Here is a 16990-nt window from a genome sequence, read left to right on the forward strand (position 1 = left end):
AAACCGGCGGGCCAAAACGCGATCACCGCAATCCCGCGGGCGATCTTTACTTTGGGGGATGCCATGTCAGATTACTCTGATACAGACAAGAAACAGGATCTTCATATCCTGCACTCCATGGGCTATGCGCAGGAACTGGAACGGCGCATGAGCTCGTTCTCCAACTTCGCGATTTCATTTTCGATCATCTGCATCCTGTCCGGCGGGATCAATTCGCTCGGTCAGGCCACCTCCGGTGTTGGCGGTGCCGCTATCGGCATCGGCTGGCTCGTCGGATGTGCCATTTCCGGCGTTTTCGCGCTGGGCCTTGCCCAGATCGCTTCGTCCTATCCGACGGCTGGCGGCCTCTATCACTGGGCATCGATCCTCGGTAACCGCTTCACCGGCTGGCTCGCTGCCTGGCTCAACCTGCTCGGTCTCGTGACCGTTCTGGGCGCCATCAATGTCGGTACCTACTACTTCTTCTTCGGTGCCTTCGGGGCCTATTTCGGTCTCGAAGACACGCTGGTCGTGCGTGTCGGTTTCGTTGCCGTCATCACCGCCCTCCAGGCGCTGATCAACCATTTCGGCATCGGGCTCACCGCCAAGCTCACCGATTTCTCTGGTTACCTCATCTTTGCAACCGCGCTGCTGCTCACGGTCGCCTGCCTGATTGCCGCACCGAGCTTCGAGATCAGCCGCCTCTTCACCTTCGCCAACTACACCGGAACGGAAGGTGCGAGCGGCGTGTGGCCGAACCCTGTCTCGACGCTGATGGCTTTCGGTCTCGGTCTGCTGCTGCCGATCTACACGATCACCGGTTATGACGCGTCTGCCCATACGTCGGAAGAAACCATCAAGGCCTCGACCTCGGTGCCGCGCGGCATGATCTCGGCGGTTCTGTGGTCGTCGCTGTTCGGCTACGTGATGCTTTGCTCCTTCGTGCTCATGATCCCGAACATGGACGATGCTGCCAAGCAGGGCTGGAACGTGTTCTTCTGGGCGATGGACAGCCAGATGAACCCGGTTGTCGAGGAAATCCTCTACTTCCTCATCTTCGTGTCGCAGTTCCTCTGCGGTCTCGCGACTGTCACCTCCCTGTCGCGCATGATGTTCGCCTTCTCGCGTGACAAGGGCCTTCCGGGCTCGTCCGCTCTCGCCAAGGTGAGCCCGAAACACCGCACCCCGGTTGCCGCCATCTGGGTGGGGTCGATCCTGTCGGTCCTGTTCGTCTGGTTCACGTCTGCCATCACGATCGCCGGGACACCGGCCTATTCGATCGTCGTGTCCTGCACGGTCATCTTCCTGTTCCTTTCCTTTGCCTTGCCGATCGCGCTCGGCATCGCGGCGATCGGCACGTCGAAGTGGCCCAAGATGGGCGAATGGAATATGGGTGTCGGTACCTACAAGCTCGTTGCCGTGCTCAGCATCCTCGCCATGGCGCTGATCTTCTTCATCGGTATCCAGGCGCCGAACGACTGGGCACTGCCGATCACCGTCGGCTTCCTCGTGCTCACGGGCATTGTCTGGGTTGTTTTCGAGAACAAGCGTTTCAAGGGACCGCCGATCGGTGACGAGGTGGCCAAGCGTGCCGCCGAGATCGCCGCTGCCGAAAGGGCCGTCGGCCAGGTCTAAGTGAATCACACGGGCCGGACTGGTTCCGGCCCGTGTGTATCCTCCTCCGATACCGGCGATGCCGGCATCTTTCTCATCTCATCCTTGTGCGGACGACAGTCATGACCACCACTTACACTTTCGAAGACCTGAAGAAGGACGTTGCCGAAGGGCGCATCGACACGGTTCTGGCGTGTCAGGTGGACATGCAGGGTCGTTTGATGGGCAAACGTTTCCAGGCGGAATATTTCGTCGAGAGCGCCTACAAGGAAACGCATAGCTGCAACTATCTTCTCGCCACCGACATGGAGATGGAAACCGTCTCCGGCTACAAGGCGACGAGCTGGGAAAAGGGGTACGGCGACTACACGATGAAGCCGGATCTTTCGACGCTGCGTCGGATCCCCTGGCTTGAGGGCACGGCCCTTGTGCTCTGCGACATGTATGACCATGCGACCCATGCCGAAGTTGCGCACTCGCCGCGCGCGATCCTGAAGAAGCAGGTTGCCCGGCTCGAGGCGATGGGCATGAAGGCCTTCATGGCGACCGAACTCGAATTCTTCCTCTTTGACCAGACCTATGATGCGGCGCGGCTTTCGGGCTATCGCGACCTGAAACTGGTCTCCGGCTACAACGAGGACTACCATATCTTCCAGACCACCAAGGAAGAGGACGTGATGCGGGCGATCCGCAAGGGCCTGCAGGGCGCCGGCATCCCGGTCGAGAATTCCAAGGGCGAGGCGTCCGCCGGCCAGGAAGAGATCAATGTGCGTTATGCCGACGCACTCACCATGGCCGACCGGCATGTGATCATCAAGAATGGCTGCAAGGAGATCGCCTGGTCGAAGGGCAAGGCGATCACCTTCCTTGCCAAATGGCATTACAACGCGGCCGGCTCCTCGTCGCATATCCACCAGTCGCTTTGGTCGGCCGATGGCAAGACGCCGCTGTTCTTCGACGAGAAGGGCCAGTACGGCATGTCGGAGACGATGAAGCACTATATGGCCGGCCTGCTGAACCACGCTTCGGAGATCACCTATTTCCTGGCGCCCTACATCAATTCCTACAAGCGTTTCATGGCAGGTACGTTCGCGCCGACCAAGGCGATCTGGTCCAAGGATAACCGCACGGCCGGCTACCGGCTCTGCGGCGATGCGACCAAGGGCATCCGCGTCGAATGCCGCGTCGGCGGCTCCGATCTCAATCCCTATCTGGCGATGGCAGCACTTCTGGCCGCCGGGATTGATGGGATCGAGAAGAAGATGGAGCTCGAACCCGCTTTCACCGGTGATGCCTATGGTGCGAAGGATGTGCGCGAGATCCCGCGCACACTGCGAGCTGCGGCAGAAACGCTCAAGGGGTCGGCAATGCTTCGCTCTGCCTTCGGTGATGACGTGGTCGATCACTATGTCCGGGCGGCCGAATGGGAGCAGGAAGAATATGATCGTCGGATTACCGACTGGGAGGTTGCGCGCGGTTTCGAGCGGGCGTGACGAAAGGTGGCCTTGAGGCCGCCACGATGCCTCGCATATGGGTGTAAACATCGACAGCGGCCTCGGCCGCTGTCATCTCGTTCTAGAACAACAGGAAGACGATCATGACCATGATCCAATGCATATCGCCGATCGACGGATCGGTTTACGCCGAGCGTCCAGCGATGTCGCTCGAGGCGGCAGCCGAGGCCGTGGCTCGTGCCCGCAAGGCCCAGAAAGCCTGGGCACGTCGCCCGCTGGAAGATCGCGTGCAGCTCGTGCTGAAGGGCGTGGCCCGTCTCAACGAAATGTCCGACGAAGTGGTGCCGGAACTGGCCCATATGATGGGCCGTCCGGTGCGTTATGGTGGCGAGTACAAGGGCTTCAACGAGCGCTCCAACTATGTCGCGGCGATTGCCGCCGACTCGTTGGCGCCGCTGGTCGTGGAAGCCAGCGACAAGTTCGAGCGTCGCATCGAGCGCGAGCCGCATGGCGTCGTCTTCGTCATCGCGCCGTGGAATTACCCCTACATGACCGCGATCAACACGATCGCGCCGGCGCTGATGGCCGGCAACACCGTCGTCATCAAACATGCGACGCAGACGCTGCTGGTTGGCGAGCGCATGGTGCGCGCCTTTGTGGAGGCTGGCGTTCCCGACGACGTCTTCATCAACCTCTTCCTCGATCATCAGACGACGTCTGCGCTGATCGCGGCTGGCAACTTCAACTTCATCAACTTCACCGGTTCGGTCGAAGGTGGTCGTTCGATCGAGCGGGCCGCTGCCGGCACCTTTGCCGGTCTCGGGCTCGAGCTCGGTGGCAAGGACCCGGGTTACGTCATGGAAGACGCTGATCTGGATGCTGCCGTCGATACGCTGATGGATGGCGCGACCTACAATTCCGGGCAGTGCTGCTGCGGTATCGAGCGCGTCTACGTGCATGAAAGCCTCTACGATGCCTTCGTCGAGAAGTCGGTCGCCTGGGTGTCGAACTACAAGCTCGGCAATCCGCTCGATCCGGAAACGACGCTCGGACCGATGGCCAACAAGCGCTTCGCCAAGGTGGTGCGCGAGCAAATCGCCGATGCCGTGTCGAAGGGTGCCAAGGCGCTGGTCGATCCGAAACTCTTCCCGGCCGATGATGGCGGCGCCTATATCATGCCGCAGATCCTCGTGAACGTCGATCACTCCATGGCCTTCATGAAGGACGAGACCTTTGGTCCGGCCGTCGGCATCATGAAGGTGAAGAGCGACGAGCAGGCGCTCGGTCTGATGAACGACAGCCCCTATGGCCTGACCGCCTCGCTCTGGACGCAGGATCCCGAACGCGCTGCCCGCATCGGCCGCGAGATCGAGACCGGCACCGTGTTCATGAACCGCGCCGACTATCTCGACCCGGCGCTCTGCTGGACCGGCGTCAAGGAGACCGGCAAGGGCGGCTCGCTCTCGGTTCTCGGCTTCCAGAACCTCACCCGTCCGAAATCCTACCATCTGAAGAAAGTCACGAAATGAACATCGTCGCCAACTGGAGCTATCCCACCGCCGTCAAGATGGGACGTGGCCGCATCAAGGAACTGGCGGACGCCTGCAAGTCGCTCGGCATGAAGAAGCCGCTGTTGATCACCGACCGGGGCCTCGCGCCGATGGGGATCACGCAGACGGCGCTCGATGTCCTGGAAGAGGCGGGTCTCGGCCGGGCGATCTTCGCCGATGTCGATCCGAACCCGAACGAAAAGAACCTCGAAGCCGGCATCAAGGCCTACAAGGATGGTGGCCATGACGGCGTTGTCGCCTTCGGCGGCGGCTCCGGCCTCGATCTTGGCAAGTGCGTCGCCTTCATGGCCGGGCAGACGCGGCCGGTCTGGGATTTCGAGGATATCGGGGACTGGTGGACGCGGGCCAATTCCGAGGGCATCGCTCCGATCGTGGCCGTGCCGACCACAGCCGGCACCGGCTCGGAAGTCGGTCGCGCTTCGGTCATCACCAACTCCGTCACCCATGTGAAGAAGATCATCTTCCATCCGAAATTCCTGCCCGGCGTCGTCATCTGCGATCCGGAGCTGACGGTTGGCATGCCGAAGATGATCACGGCGGGTACGGGCATGGACGCGTTCGCCCATTGCCTGGAAGCCTATTCCTCGCCCTTCTATCATCCGATGAGCCAGGGTATCGCGCTTGAAGGTATGCGGCTGGTCAAGGACTTCCTGCCGCGCGCCTATCATGACGGTACCGATATCGAGGCCCGCACCAACATGATGTCGGCGGCCGCCATGGGTGCCACGGCGTTCCAGAAGGGGCTTGGCGCCATCCATGCGCTGTCGCACCCGATCGGCGCCGTCTACAACACCCATCACGGCATGACCAATGCTGTTGTCATGCCGCCGGTGCTGAAGTTCAACCGTCACACGATCGAAGACAAGATCGAGCGGGCCGCCGCCTATCTCGGGATATCAGGTGGTTTCGACGGGTTCTACGACTATGTGCTGGCGCTACGCGCCGAACTGCATGTGCCCGAGAACCTCACGGCCATGGGTATTGCCAATGACCGGATCGATGAACTCTCGGCCATGGCGATCGAGGATCCGAGCGCTGGCGGCAATCCGGTCAAGATGACGCTTGAAAACACCAAGCAGCTCTTCGCCGACTGCTTCTAAGCGCGGATCTCACTGATTTGCAGAACGATGAAAACCCTGCCATCTTGAGGCGGGGTTTTCTTTTTTACTTTCAGCCTGTTTCAGGCGATGTCCGTTGATCTTTGGGGGTGTTTCTTATGTCATTTCCGACAAAATCGGTTTACCGTCTGCTGATCGGCGTTTTTGCAGCGAGCCTTGCATTCCAGGCCGGTTCTGCTTTTGCAGAAAGCTATCAGGGGCTTCTGAAGAAGGGCTATACGGTTGGCAAAATGAGCCAGGGCAAGTCTGGTTCGCTGGGCTGGGTGCTGACAGGCAAAGACGGCAAGCAGTTCTGCAAATCCAAGGTCAGCCTCGCAGTGGTGGACAAGAAGACCCTTGTCAGCATTCTCGCCAGTGGCCGGATGGTCAAGGTGGATCGCGCAACATTCGAAGCCGGCATCGGAGGCCCCGATCCTTCGCTTCCTCTTCTATCTGACCTCAAGGCTGGCCGCGTCGGGCCGCAGCACGTGGGTGCCTGCACCCCGCTGCGTGGCTGAACGGTCCAAACGCTTCCGTTTCAACATTCGAATATACTAGAGATTTCCAGCGCTTCTCCCCAATTCAGGGGAGGGGTAGAGCCTTCGTGTTTGCGGTTTATTAACCATGATTGGCAATGATGTGTTTACGAGGCGCCAATGACGAGGGTTGCCCCAGAGCGATGAAGCGCTCGGAACAGAGCCCTTGAGGAACACGCATGCCAGTCATTTCATTCGCCAATGCCAAGGGCGGTGCCGGCAAGACCACTGCAGCACTCCTGCTCGCCACGGAGCTTGCGCATCAAGGCTATCGCGTCGCGATTCTCGATGCCGACCCGCAGCGCTGGATCACCCAATGGTTCGAGCTGTCCGGTCCGCAGCACAATATCGAGGTGGTCTCGGAGGTTTCGGTTGCGTCCGTTCAGGGCCATATCCGCGAGTTGTCGCGGACCAATGACTATATCATCATGGATCTCGCCGGTGCCCGCGATGCCATGGTGACGACGGCCGTCGGCCTGTCCGACCATGTCATGATCCCCGTGCAGGGCTGTGCGATGGACGCCAAGGGCGGTGCGCAGATCCTCGACCTGATCAAGATGATGGAAGACGCCGGCAATCTTGTCATTCCGCATTCGGTTGTGCTGACCCGCGTTACCTCCATGGTGACGACGCGGGCGCTGCTGACCATCAAGGGCTTGCTTGCCGCTCGCGGCGTCAATGTCGTCAACACGCCGATTGCCGAACGCAGCGCTTTCCGCGAAATCTTCGACTGTGGTGGCACGCTGTATTCGATGGATGCAGCGAAGATCAGCAATCTCGACAAGGCCCAGGAGAATGCCAAGGCCTTCGCCAACGAGGTCATGCGCCTCCTGCCGGTCAAGATCATCCGCTCCGCCCAGCCGCGCCGTTTGTTCCGCCTGGTGCGCAGCGCCGCCTGAACTTTCCTCCCGAAAGCACCAACTCTCAACCGCCGGCGATGCTGGCGGTTTTTTTATACGCGTCGCACCAACGGAAAAGCCGCGAGTGAGATGCTCGCGGCTTTTGTTCAGGGTTCGCTGAGGTCTGTGTGTCAGTCGACAAATTCGACCGTCACGCCAGGTTTCACCATCTTGGCGAGTTCCGTTGCGTCCCAATTGGTCAGGCGGATACAGCCATGGCTCTGGGTGCGGCCGATCTTGGAGGGTTCGGGCGTGCCGTGGATGCCATAGGTCGGCTTCGACAGCGCCAGCCAGACCGTGCCGACCGGGCCGTTGGGACCCGGCGGGATCTGCAGGATCTTGTCGTTGGCGCCCTGCTGGAAGTTGACCTTCGGGTTGTAGGTGTAGCCCGGATTAAGCGCGATGCGCTCGATCGTCACCGTGCCCGACGGAGAGGGCGTGTCGGTCGAGCCGATGCTGGCCGGGTAGGCGGCAACCAGATTGCCGTCAGCGCCATAGGCGAAGACCTGCTTCAGCGCCTTGTCGGCGACGATTCGGGTCACGCTGCCGGTCTTCGGCGGGCCGGGCTCGATCACCTTGATGATGGTGCCGGGAATGCTGAAGTCGACACCCGGGTTGAGTTCGCGCAGATAGCCTTCGTCCATGTGGAATTTTTCAGCCAGCATCTCGGCCGTCGAGGTATAGGCCATGGCCGGCAGTTGCGCCTTGTGGGCGTAGTCTTCCGGGATCGAGGCGACATAGGGGCCTGCGGCATCGCCAGCCGTGATCGTGTAGCTGTTGATCGCCAGGCCACCGGAGAGGCGCAGGCGCTCGAGAATATCCTCGGCATTGTTCGGATCGAGCGTCTCGCCGGTCATCGTCTGCCAGGCGACGATGGCCTTGTTGACGTTCTGCCCCATCTTGCCGTCGATCACGCCGGGGGAGACGCCCTCGCGGTCGAGGAAGACCTGCAGGGCGGTGATCTCCAGGCGCGACAGATTGCTCTTGACCGGGATTTCGGGGGTTACGGTTCGTGCGGGTGCATTGTCCGTCGGTGGAGCCATGTCCGGGCCGCCATAGGGCATATCGGAGGGAGAGCCGTCTAATGGCTGGCCGTCGCTGGGCAGGGCGTCCGGAATGGATGCGGTCGTGACATCGTCATCCCAGCCGCGTGGTTGCGGTGGCGGGTCGTTGCGATAGGGGTCGTAGACCCCGGGCAGGTCGCGATGGCGTCCAGCATTTTGCGGCGGATAATAGCTCTCCGCCGGAATTTCCGTCGCAACCAGATTGCCGAAGCGGTCGATCAGCACCGTGCGGCCCATGCGGTCGCGGCTGATCACCACATCACCCGTCTCCGGAATGTAGTCGAGGATGTCGCCTTCCGGCGACACGAGAAGGGTCTGGGACTTGCGGTAGTCGTAGACGGATTGCGCCCATGAGGCGCCTGTAGTCGCCAGCGACGTGGCGGCAAGAGCCACCATGAGCAAGCCTGATTTCCTGATGTCGTGCACGGTGCGGTTTCCTCGTCTCTGCGGGCGACAAACGCGACAAATTTGACACTAATGTGGAAAAGGTGAATTCATAATGAATATTAGATTAACTTGCTGTGGGGGCAGGGGGAGAACCGTTCAATCGGCACCGGGTTCCGGGGTCAATGCGGTATCCGAGGGGGAACGATGCAGGACCGACTGAGACTGGATTCCTTTCTACCTTACCGACTTATCCGGGTTGCGGAGCGATTCGATACGGCGTTCACGCAGTATTGTGGACCGGACGACGAATTGTCCTGGTCCGAATGGCAGGTCCTGTGGTCGCTGGGCGAGCAGTCGCCCATCACCGCGAAGTCGATTTCGCTGCAGTCGGGTCTATCGAAAACCAAGATCAGCCGTGCGGTGAAAGTGCTGGAAGATCGGGGATATGTGCTGCGCAAGCGCGATCGAGCCGATCGCCGCTTCGAGCTGTTGTCGCTCTCGGATGAGGGGCTCCAGCGCTTCGATCGGCTGGAGCGCTCGGCACAAGCCTTCCAAGGCTGGCTTGAGCAGTCGGTCAACATCGCCTATCTCTCGTCGCTCGACAGCGGCCTGGTCGGTCTCGAACATATGGCGGCTGCCGGACTTTTTCAGATCGCGGCACCGTCCGTCGAGGAAACCATTACATGATCTCTTTTCGTGGTCCGCGCGGACCATACCTTGCTCTCGATCCAAGCTCCGTCTTCGATATCGGGTCCTGCATCGTCGACGGCGTGGATGTGGCGCCGGGGCGTGCCATCCCGGATGACGGCGATCCCCGCATCGACCATTCGCTCGAAGGTTTCCTCTTCACCTGCGGACCGGACCATATCCGCCATCCGCAACCGATGGCGGATAGCAAGCGGCACTATCCCCTGCATGGTTCATTTTCCGCCCACCCGGCCGAGGCGCTTGCCTTTTCGTCCGAGGGTGTCGATCTGCTAGCCTCTGCCATTGTCCCCGTGAATCTGGCGGATGGCGGGACGGCGGAGCTGCATCGGCAGTGGCGGATCAAAGGTGAGAGCGGTGAGGTCCATTTGGCCGATCGGGTGGTCAACACCAGCGATACGTCCATCCCGGTTTTCCTGATGTACCACATCAATCTGGGCGCCAGGCATTTCGACGAAGGCACTGCGCTTGAAGGCGCGATGCTGGAGGGCAGCTCCATGCCCTGGGCCTTCGGCGAGGGGGACGGCAGCATCTTCTGCGTTCCCGCCGGCCATGGCGGCTGGGCCGAGCTGCGGCTTGGGCCGATGACGGCGATCGGCGGCAAGCGCTTGAAGGTGCGGTTCCGCACGGATACGCTGCCTTACCTGCAAGTGTGGCGAAACCAGAAGGCGCCAGCGCATGTGCTCGGCATCGAGCCGGTGTCGCATCGCTGGGTGAGCCGCGCGGAACTGGAGGCCGCTGGCGAGTTCAACATCTTGCAGCCCGGAAAGAGCCGCGACTACGGGCTTGCCTTTTCCTTCATCTGAACGTGGAACGCAGGGACCTGCGAGATTGACGCTTGGGGATGCCCGTCGTAGATGTTTGACCCCAAGAAATTGACGAGGTGCCCCGATGAACATCCGGCAGATCAACGAGGAATATTCGGTCAGCGGCCAGATCACGGTCGACGAGGTCGATCAGATCAAGGCGCTCGGCTTCAAGTCGATCGTCTGCCACCGCCCTGACGGCGAGGAATTCGGCCAGCCAGAATTCGCAGCCGTTGCCAAGCGCGCGGAAGAACTGGGCCTCAAGATCAAGCATGTGCCCGTTGGCCCGATGGGCGTAACGCCGGATGCGGTGGCCGCCATGGTCGATGCGCTCGAAGACTTCGACAAGCCGATGCTCGGCTATTGCCGCTCGGGTGCTCGTTCCACCGCGACCTATGAGCACGCACTGCGCCAGCGCGGCTGAGATCCCTTTTCCACCACCGTGGCCGGACCGTCGCGTCCGGCCCGTTTGTTTTTCAAACCAGCCTCAAGCAGGAGTTTTCCCATGAGCATCAAGCGTATCGAGCCCGGCAAGCGCATGAGCGGCGCCGTCGTCCACGGCAACACCGTCTATCTGGCCGGTCAGGTCGGCGAAGGCACGTCCGTGACCGAACAGTCGAAGTCGGCGCTGGCCGAAGTCGACCGCCTGCTGGCCGCTGCCGGTTCTGACAAGTCGAAGATCCTGCAGACGATCATCTACCTCTCCGACATGTCGACCTTCGGCGAAATGAACGCCGTCTGGGAAGGCTGGATTGATCCTGCCAACCCGCCGGCTCGCGCCACGTCGGAAGCTGCTCTCGCGACCCCGGACTACAAGGTCGAGTTCATCGTCACGGCGGCGATCTGATTTCTGAGAGACGTCCCAGAACAGGAAAAGGCCGGGAGTGATCCCGGCCTTTTCTCGTTTCTGGTCAATGGCCTGTCAGGCCTTGTTGCGAATTTGAGTCAAGGTGCGCGTCGGCGTGATCGCTTCCGGATCGAGCTTGATCTCGATGATCGCGGGCTTTCCAGATGCGCGGGCGCGCAGGAAGGCCGGAGCGAAGTCTTCGGTCTTTTCGACGGTTTCGCCGTGGCCGCCATAGGCCTTGGCCAAAGCTGCGAAATCGGGATTGGTGAGATCCGTGGCGCTGACGCGGCCTGGATATTCGCGCTCCTGGTGCATGCGGATCGTGCCATACATGCCATTGTTGATGACGAGCGTGATGATCGGCAGGTTGTAACGGATGGCGGTCGCGAATTCCTGGCCATGCATCATGAAGCAGCCGTCACCAGCAAAGCAGATGACTTCACGCTCAGGGAACAGCTGCTTGGCAGCGACGGCTGCCGGCAGGCCGTAGCCCATGGAGCCGGAGGTCGGGGCAGCCTGGGTGTTGAAGGCCTGGAAGCGATGGAAGCGATGCAGCCAGGTGGCGTAGTTGCCGGCGCCATTGGTGAAGATTGCGTCCTTCGGCGTATTGGCTTCGATCCACTCCATGACCGGGCCCATTTGCACGGCGCCCGGACCTGCCTTGGGCGGCGTCGACCAGGCGAGATAGGCGGCGTGCATGGTCTCAGTGCGCTCGGCCCAGGCGGGGGCATCCTGCGCCTCAAGCGTGGCGAGGGCGGAGACGAATTCTTCGGGCGCTGCACAGATGGCGAGATCGGCGCGGTAGACGCGGCCGAGTTCGGACGGGTCAGGATGTATGTGAACCAGCTTTTGCGCCGGGTAGGGGATGTCCATCAGGGTGTAGGACGAGGACGGCATTTCGGAGAAGCGACCGCCGAGCAGGATCAGCAGGTCGGTTTCCTTCACTTCCCTAGCCAGCGCCGGATTGATCCCGATGCCGACATCGCCAGCGTAGGATGGATGCAGGTGATCGAAGAGCATCTGGCGGCGGAAGGAGCAGCCGACCGGCAGCTTGAACTTTTCGGCAAAGGCCTGGATGCCGGCGACCGAAGTCTCGCTCCAGCGGGTGCCGCCGAGAACGACCATCGGGCGCTTGGCAATCTTCAACATCTCGCCGAGGGCGGCAATCTGGCTCGGACCGGGATGGGCCTCGACGGGTGTGTAGGGCTTCGCTTCCGGGGCGTCGACCTCGTCCAGCAGCATGTCTTCCGGCAGCGTCAGCACAACCGGGCCTGGGCGGCCTGATGTGGCAACCGCAAAGGCGCGGGTGACGAATTCCGGGATGCGGCGGGCGTCATCGATCTCGCCGACCCATTTGGCAAATTCCGTGAAGGCGCGGCGGTATTCGACTTCCTGGAACGCTTCGCGCTCCTTCATGTCGCGGCCGATCTGGCCGATGAAGAGGATCATCGGGATCGAATCCTGTCTGGCGACATGCAGACCGGCGGAGGCGTTCGTGGCGCCCGGACCACGGGTCACCATGCAGATGCCGGGCTTGCCCGTCAGGCGACCCCAGGTGTCGGCCATCATCGCGGCCCCTCCTTCCTGGCGGCAGACCAGGGTCTCGATGCCGCTGTCCTTCAGCGCATCGAGCACGGCGAGATAGCTTTCGCCGGGGACGCACGAGACACGTTCGACGCCGTTTGCCTTCAGGGCCTCAACGATCAGTTCGCCGCCGGTTCTCTTCATTTCGTCTTCCTTTCCAGCTCGGCCAGTTCGGCCAGAATGTCTTCGCCATGCTCGCCGATGCGCGGGCTCGGGCGCTCGTAGCGCAGGGGTGTCTCGGAGAGCACGATCGGCGTGCGAACTCCTGGGATCACGGTGCCCTTGTCGTCGGTCAGCTCGATCTTCAGGCCGCGTGCCTGGACCTGCGGGTCGGCGAACATTTCCTCGATCGAGTTGATCGGTCCCGCCGGCACGGCATTGGCTTCACAGGCCGAGAGCAGATCGCGCTTCTGCCACTTCTCTGTTTCTGCGGTGACGATGCGGCGGACCTCGACCTTGTTGGCGACACGGGCCTTGTTGGTGGCAAAACGCTCGTCCTCGGCGATAGTGGGGATGCCGAGGATGGTGCAGAGGCGCTTGAACTGACCGTCATTGCCGACGGCAAGGATCAGGTGGCCATCTGCTGTCGGCACCACTTCATAGGGGCTGATGTTCGGATGGGCGTTGCCAAGCCGGGTCGGCGGTTTGCCGGAGATCAGGTAGTTCATGTTCTGGTTGGCAAGAACCGCCGACATGACGTCGAGCAGGGCCATGTCGACGAACTGGCCTTGGCCTGTTTTCATGACGTGGATCAGGGCTGCCTGGATGGCGGTGACGGCATAAATGCCGGTAAAGATGTCGGCGATGGCAACACCCGCCTTCATCGGCTCGCCGTCCTTTTCGCCTGTAATCGACATGAAGCCGGACATGCCCTGGACGATATAGTCGTAGCCGGCAAAATCGGCATAGGGGCCGTTCTGGCCGAAGCCGGTGATCGAGCAGTAGACGAGCTTGGGGTTGATCGCCTTCAGGCTCTCATAGTCGAGACCGTATTTTTCGAGACCGCCGCGCTTGAAGTTCTCGATGACGACGTCAGCTGAGGCGCAGAGGCGGCGAACGGTTTCCTGGCCTTCCGGCGTCTTCAGATCAATGGCGATGGAGCGCTTGTTGCGGTTGGTCGAATGGTAATAGGCAGCCGACAGGTTTTCGCCATCGGCGCCCTCGACGAAGGGAGGTCCCCAGGCGCGGGTGTCGTCGCCACCTTCGGGGTTCTCCACCTTGATCACATCAGCGCCGAGATCGGCAAGCATCTGGCCTGCCCAGGGACCGGCCAGCACGCGGGCAAGTTCGATCACGCGGATGCCTGATAGCGGTGGCGGGGCGGACGGGCTGTCAGTCATGCTGCTTCCTCTGCGCAGGGCGACACCTCGACCCAATTTGCCGGCTGTCATGAGTTTTCCTGCGATACAGACCGTCTTAGCGCCGGATCATGGCCTTCGCACTTGATTTTCTCTCATGGGATCATTCCGTTTTGACAAGCCTGGATGGCGTCATGCGGTGAAACGGTCGAGCCAGGCGAGGAAATCCGCGACGGCCCGCTCACGGCCGATTTCATTCAGGGTCTCATGGCGCATCTCGTCATAGATGGTCGTGGTCACCTGGGTCATGCCAGCATCCATCATACGCCGGCCGAGCCAGCGGATCTCACGGCCCTTGTTGGTGGCCGGATCCTGCCCACCGCCGACGAGATAAACGGGCAGGCCCTTGGGCAAGAGAGCGAGGCGTTCCTTAGAGGCGCCAGCGAATGTCATGCGAAAGATATCCTGCCACATCGAGACGCTGGCGTCGAAGCCGCAGAGAGGGTCGGCAATGTAGGCGTCCACCTCCGCCGGATCGCGCGACAGCCAGTCGAACAGTGTGCGATGACCGGGGATGGATTTGCCCCAGGCGCCGAATGTGGCCTGGGGAAGGATGGCGGAGGGCACGTCGGAGCCTTTCAGCATTTTTTCGACAGCAAGCACGGCCTGGGCAACGCGGCCGGCAGGGCCGGGATTGAAATTGGAGTTCCAGACGGAGAGTGCCTGAAAGGCCTGCGGGTGTGTCGAGGCTGTATTCAGCGCGATCAGTCCGCCCATGGAATGACCAAACAGGGTGACCGGGAGGCCGGGATGTCTGCCGACGGCGTGATCGCGCATGGCACGCACATCCGCGATCACCTTGGTGACGCCGTCGCGGGCAGCATAGCGGCCGAGGCTCGCATCCGGCGCGGTGGTCTCGCCATGGCCGCGATGGTCGTGTGCGTAGACGTGGTAGCCGCGTTTGGACAGTGCTTCCGCAAAGGCGGCATACCGGCGCGCGTGTTCGGCAAGTCCGTGGCAGACCACCACGATCCCACGCGGCGTCCCCGCTGCGGCCAGATGGTGATAGGCGAGGCGCGCGCCGGTCGGCGATTGATGAAAATTCAGATTTGAAAACATTCGGTTCTCCCAGTCGGGCGATAGGAGCGTATTTCCCACTGATGCGCAATATCCTGGAGTTCTCGCTTGTGGAGGGGGGCGTGCGCGATGATAAGGCGGCTGCTCCAAGGCTGCGGTCTCAGAGATCACCGTTATTTCTCGGCACTTTTTTGTGGGCCGCATTGCCCCGACCGGGCAATTCGCCTAGATAGCGTGCAAACCCCCATCAGCCGCCGGAGCAATTTCCCCATGGCACGCCAGTTCATCTATCACATGTCGGGACTGAACAAGTCCTACGGCGCCAAGAAGATCCTTGAGAACGTCAACCTGTCTTTCTACCCGGATGCCAAGATCGGTATTCTCGGTCCGAACGGTGCGGGTAAGTCCACCGTGCTGCGCATCATCGCCGGCAAGGACAAGGAGTATACCGGAGAAGCTTGGCTGGCGGACGGTGCGACGGTTGGTTACCTGGAACAGGAGCCGCATCTCGATCCGTCGAAGAATGCCTTCGAGAACGTCATGGAGGGCGTGGCCGACAAGCAGGCCGTGCTCGACCGTTACAACGAACTGATGATGAACTATTCCGACGAGACGGCGGAAGAGGGCGCGAAGCTTCAGGATATCATCGACAGCCAGAACCTCTGGGACCTGGAACAGCAGGTCGAGATGGCGATGGAAGCGCTGCGTTGCCCGCCGAAGGATTCCGACGTCACTGTGCTGTCGGGTGGTGAACGCCGCCGAATCGCGCTCTGCCGCCTGCTGCTGTCGCAGCCGGACCTGCTGCTGCTCGACGAACCGACCAACCATCTCGATGCCGAGACGATCGCCTGGCTGGAAAAGCACCTGCGTGACTATCCGGGCGCCGTGATGATGATCACCCACGATCGCTACTTCCTCGACAACGTCACCGGCTGGATTCTCGAGCTCGACCGCGGCCGTGGCATTCCCTACGAAGGCAACTATTCCGCTTACCTGCAGGCCAAGGCCAAGCGCATGCAGCAGGAAGCCCGTGACGAAGCCGGCCGCCAGAAGGCTCTGTCGCGTGAACAGGAGTGGATCGCATCCAGCCCCAAGGCCCGCCAGGCCAAGTCGAAGGCGCGTATCAAGGCCTATGAACAGCTCGTGGATGCCGCAGAAAACATCCGCCCCGGCGATGCGCAGATCATCATTCCGGTCTCCGAGCGGCTCGGCCAGGTGGTCATCGAGCTCGAAGGCATCACCAAGGGCTTCGAAGGGCGTACCCTGATCAACGATCTGTCGATCAAGCTGCCGCCGGGTGGCATCGTCGGCATCATCGGCCCCAACGGCGCGGGTAAGTCGACGCTGTTCAAGATGATCACCGGTCAGGAAACGCCTGACGCCGGTTCGATCCGCATCGGCGATACCGTTCATCTCGGTTATGTCGACCAGAGCCGTGATGCGCTGGATGGCAACAAGACCGTCTGGGAGGAAATCTCCGGTGGTGCCGAAATCATCAAGCTCGGCAAGTTCGACATGAATTCCCGCGCTTACTGCGGCGCCTTCAATTTCAAGGGCGGTGACCAGCAGCAGAAGGTCGGCAACCTCTCCGGTGGTCAGCGCAACCGCGTGCACCTCGCCAAGATGCTGAAGGCCGGCGGCAACGTGCTGCTGCTCGACGAACCGACGAACGACCTCGATACGGAAACGCTGGGGGCGCTTGAAAGCGCGCTCGAAGCCTTTGCCGGCTGCGCGATCATCATCAGCCACGATCGCATGTTCCTCGACCGTCTGGCGACGCATATCCTCGCCTTCGAAGGCAACGGACATGTCGAGTGGTTCGAGGGTAACTTCGAGGACTACGAACAGGACAAGATCCGCCGTCTGGGTCCGGATGCGCTCAATCCGGGCAGCCAGTCGTACAAGCGCCTGACACGCTGAGCGCCAAAGAAAGCGTTTCGCCTTGAATTCGAACGGGGATCGGCGCTAGCGCCGGTCCCTTTTTTTTGGGCGGACGCTCCAGCAATTTGGTGACGAGCGGCAGCAATATTTGCGCTTGCCTCAATTTCGATAATCACATAAACATATCTTTA

Annotated in this window: 15 protein-coding genes; 11 read left to right on the plus strand and 4 right to left on the minus strand. The window is 61.3% G+C overall.

Features of this window, described 5'->3' with window-relative positions; translation table 11 throughout:
• Positions 1 to 63: 63 nt before the first annotated feature.
• The 6 genes from DFO46_RS05180 to DFO46_RS05205 all read left to right on the plus strand — a co-directional run bounded on the left by DFO46_RS05180 (position 64) and on the right by DFO46_RS05205 (position 7150).
• Complete coding sequence (locus DFO46_RS05180; protein ID WP_120276569.1) at positions 64 to 1614, plus strand: amino acid permease; 1551 nt, start codon at positions 64 to 66, stop codon at positions 1612 to 1614.
• A 101-nt stretch (positions 1615 to 1715) separates the two neighbouring features.
• On the plus strand, positions 1716 to 3086 hold the full coding sequence (locus DFO46_RS05185; RefSeq protein WP_120276570.1) for a glutamine synthetase family protein: 1371 nt from the start codon (positions 1716 to 1718) through the stop codon (positions 3084 to 3086).
• Positions 3087 to 3190: 104 nt separating this feature from the next.
• Complete coding sequence (locus DFO46_RS05190; RefSeq protein WP_120276571.1) at positions 3191 to 4576, plus strand: aldehyde dehydrogenase family protein; 1386 nt, start codon at positions 3191 to 3193, stop codon at positions 4574 to 4576.
• Positions 4573 to 5718, plus strand: a complete 1146-nt coding sequence (locus DFO46_RS05195; protein WP_120276572.1) for an iron-containing alcohol dehydrogenase — start codon at positions 4573 to 4575, stop codon at positions 5716 to 5718. Before DFO46_RS05190 ends, DFO46_RS05195 begins: the two co-directional genes overlap by 4 nt.
• Positions 5719 to 5834: 116 nt before the next feature.
• A complete protein-coding gene (locus DFO46_RS05200) occupies positions 5835 to 6233 on the plus strand; it encodes a hypothetical protein (protein ID WP_245422510.1) in 399 nt (132 codons plus the stop codon).
• Positions 6234 to 6430: 197 nt separating this feature from the next.
• Positions 6431 to 7150: a ParA family protein gene (locus DFO46_RS05205; RefSeq protein ID WP_110790813.1), complete on the plus strand. Its 720-nt coding sequence runs from the start codon at positions 6431 to 6433 to the stop codon at positions 7148 to 7150.
• 131 nt (positions 7151 to 7281) lie between these two features.
• Here DFO46_RS05205 and DFO46_RS05210 read toward each other — a convergent pair whose 3' ends face one another.
• Positions 7282 to 8610, minus strand: coding sequence for a L,D-transpeptidase (locus DFO46_RS05210; RefSeq protein WP_120276573.1), 1329 nt, complete (start codon positions 8608 to 8610; stop codon positions 7282 to 7284).
• Positions 8611 to 8805: 195 nt separating this feature from the next.
• On the opposite strand from DFO46_RS05210, the gene DFO46_RS05215 reads away from it, so the two are divergent.
• The 4 genes from DFO46_RS05215 to DFO46_RS05230 all read left to right on the plus strand — a co-directional run bounded on the left by DFO46_RS05215 (position 8806) and on the right by DFO46_RS05230 (position 10959).
• Positions 8806 to 9288 carry a MarR family transcriptional regulator gene (locus DFO46_RS05215; protein WP_245422511.1) on the plus strand — a complete coding sequence of 161 codons (483 nt, stop codon included), beginning with the start codon at positions 8806 to 8808 and terminating at the stop codon, positions 9286 to 9288.
• The gene (locus DFO46_RS05220; protein ID WP_120276574.1) at positions 9285 to 10112 is read left to right on the plus strand and encodes a DUF4432 family protein; all 828 of its coding nucleotides are present in this window, start codon (positions 9285 to 9287) and stop codon (positions 10110 to 10112) included. Before DFO46_RS05215 ends, DFO46_RS05220 begins: the two co-directional genes overlap by 4 nt.
• An 85-nt stretch (positions 10113 to 10197) precedes the next feature.
• Positions 10198 to 10536 (plus strand): TIGR01244 family sulfur transferase, encoded by a 339-nt coding sequence (locus DFO46_RS05225; RefSeq protein WP_120276575.1) that lies wholly within the window; start codon positions 10198 to 10200, stop codon positions 10534 to 10536.
• A gap of 81 nt (positions 10537 to 10617) precedes the next feature.
• Positions 10618 to 10959, plus strand: coding sequence for a RidA family protein (locus tag DFO46_RS05230; RefSeq protein ID WP_110790809.1), 342 nt, complete (start codon positions 10618 to 10620; stop codon positions 10957 to 10959).
• A 75-nt stretch (positions 10960 to 11034) separates the two neighbouring features.
• On the opposite strand, the gene DFO46_RS05235 is transcribed toward DFO46_RS05230, so the two are convergent.
• The 3 genes from DFO46_RS05235 to DFO46_RS05245 all read right to left on the minus strand — a co-directional run bounded on the left by DFO46_RS05235 (position 11035) and on the right by DFO46_RS05245 (position 14960).
• Positions 11035 to 12687, minus strand: coding sequence for a thiamine pyrophosphate-binding protein (locus tag DFO46_RS05235; RefSeq protein WP_120276576.1), 1653 nt, complete (start codon positions 12685 to 12687; stop codon positions 11035 to 11037).
• Entirely contained in the window at positions 12684 to 13883 is a 1200-nt protein-coding gene (locus DFO46_RS05240; RefSeq protein ID WP_120276577.1) for a CaiB/BaiF CoA-transferase family protein, read from the minus strand. Before DFO46_RS05240 ends, DFO46_RS05235 begins: the two co-directional genes overlap by 4 nt.
• Positions 13884 to 14033: 150 nt before the next feature.
• The gene (locus tag DFO46_RS05245) at positions 14034 to 14960 is read right to left on the minus strand and encodes an alpha/beta hydrolase (RefSeq protein WP_120276578.1); all 927 of its coding nucleotides are present in this window, start codon (positions 14958 to 14960) and stop codon (positions 14034 to 14036) included.
• 228 nt (positions 14961 to 15188) lie between these two features.
• Here DFO46_RS05245 and ettA point away from each other — a divergent pair, with 228 nt between their 5' ends.
• On the plus strand, positions 15189 to 16838 hold the full coding sequence (gene ettA, locus DFO46_RS05250; protein ID WP_120276579.1) for an energy-dependent translational throttle protein EttA: 1650 nt from the start codon (positions 15189 to 15191) through the stop codon (positions 16836 to 16838).
• Positions 16839 to 16990 lie beyond the last annotated feature (152 nt).

It is taken from the genome of Rhizobium sp. AG855 (assembly GCF_003610655.1).
In the GTDB taxonomy this organism is placed as follows: Bacteria; Pseudomonadota; Alphaproteobacteria; order Rhizobiales; family Rhizobiaceae; genus Allorhizobium; species Allorhizobium wuzhouense.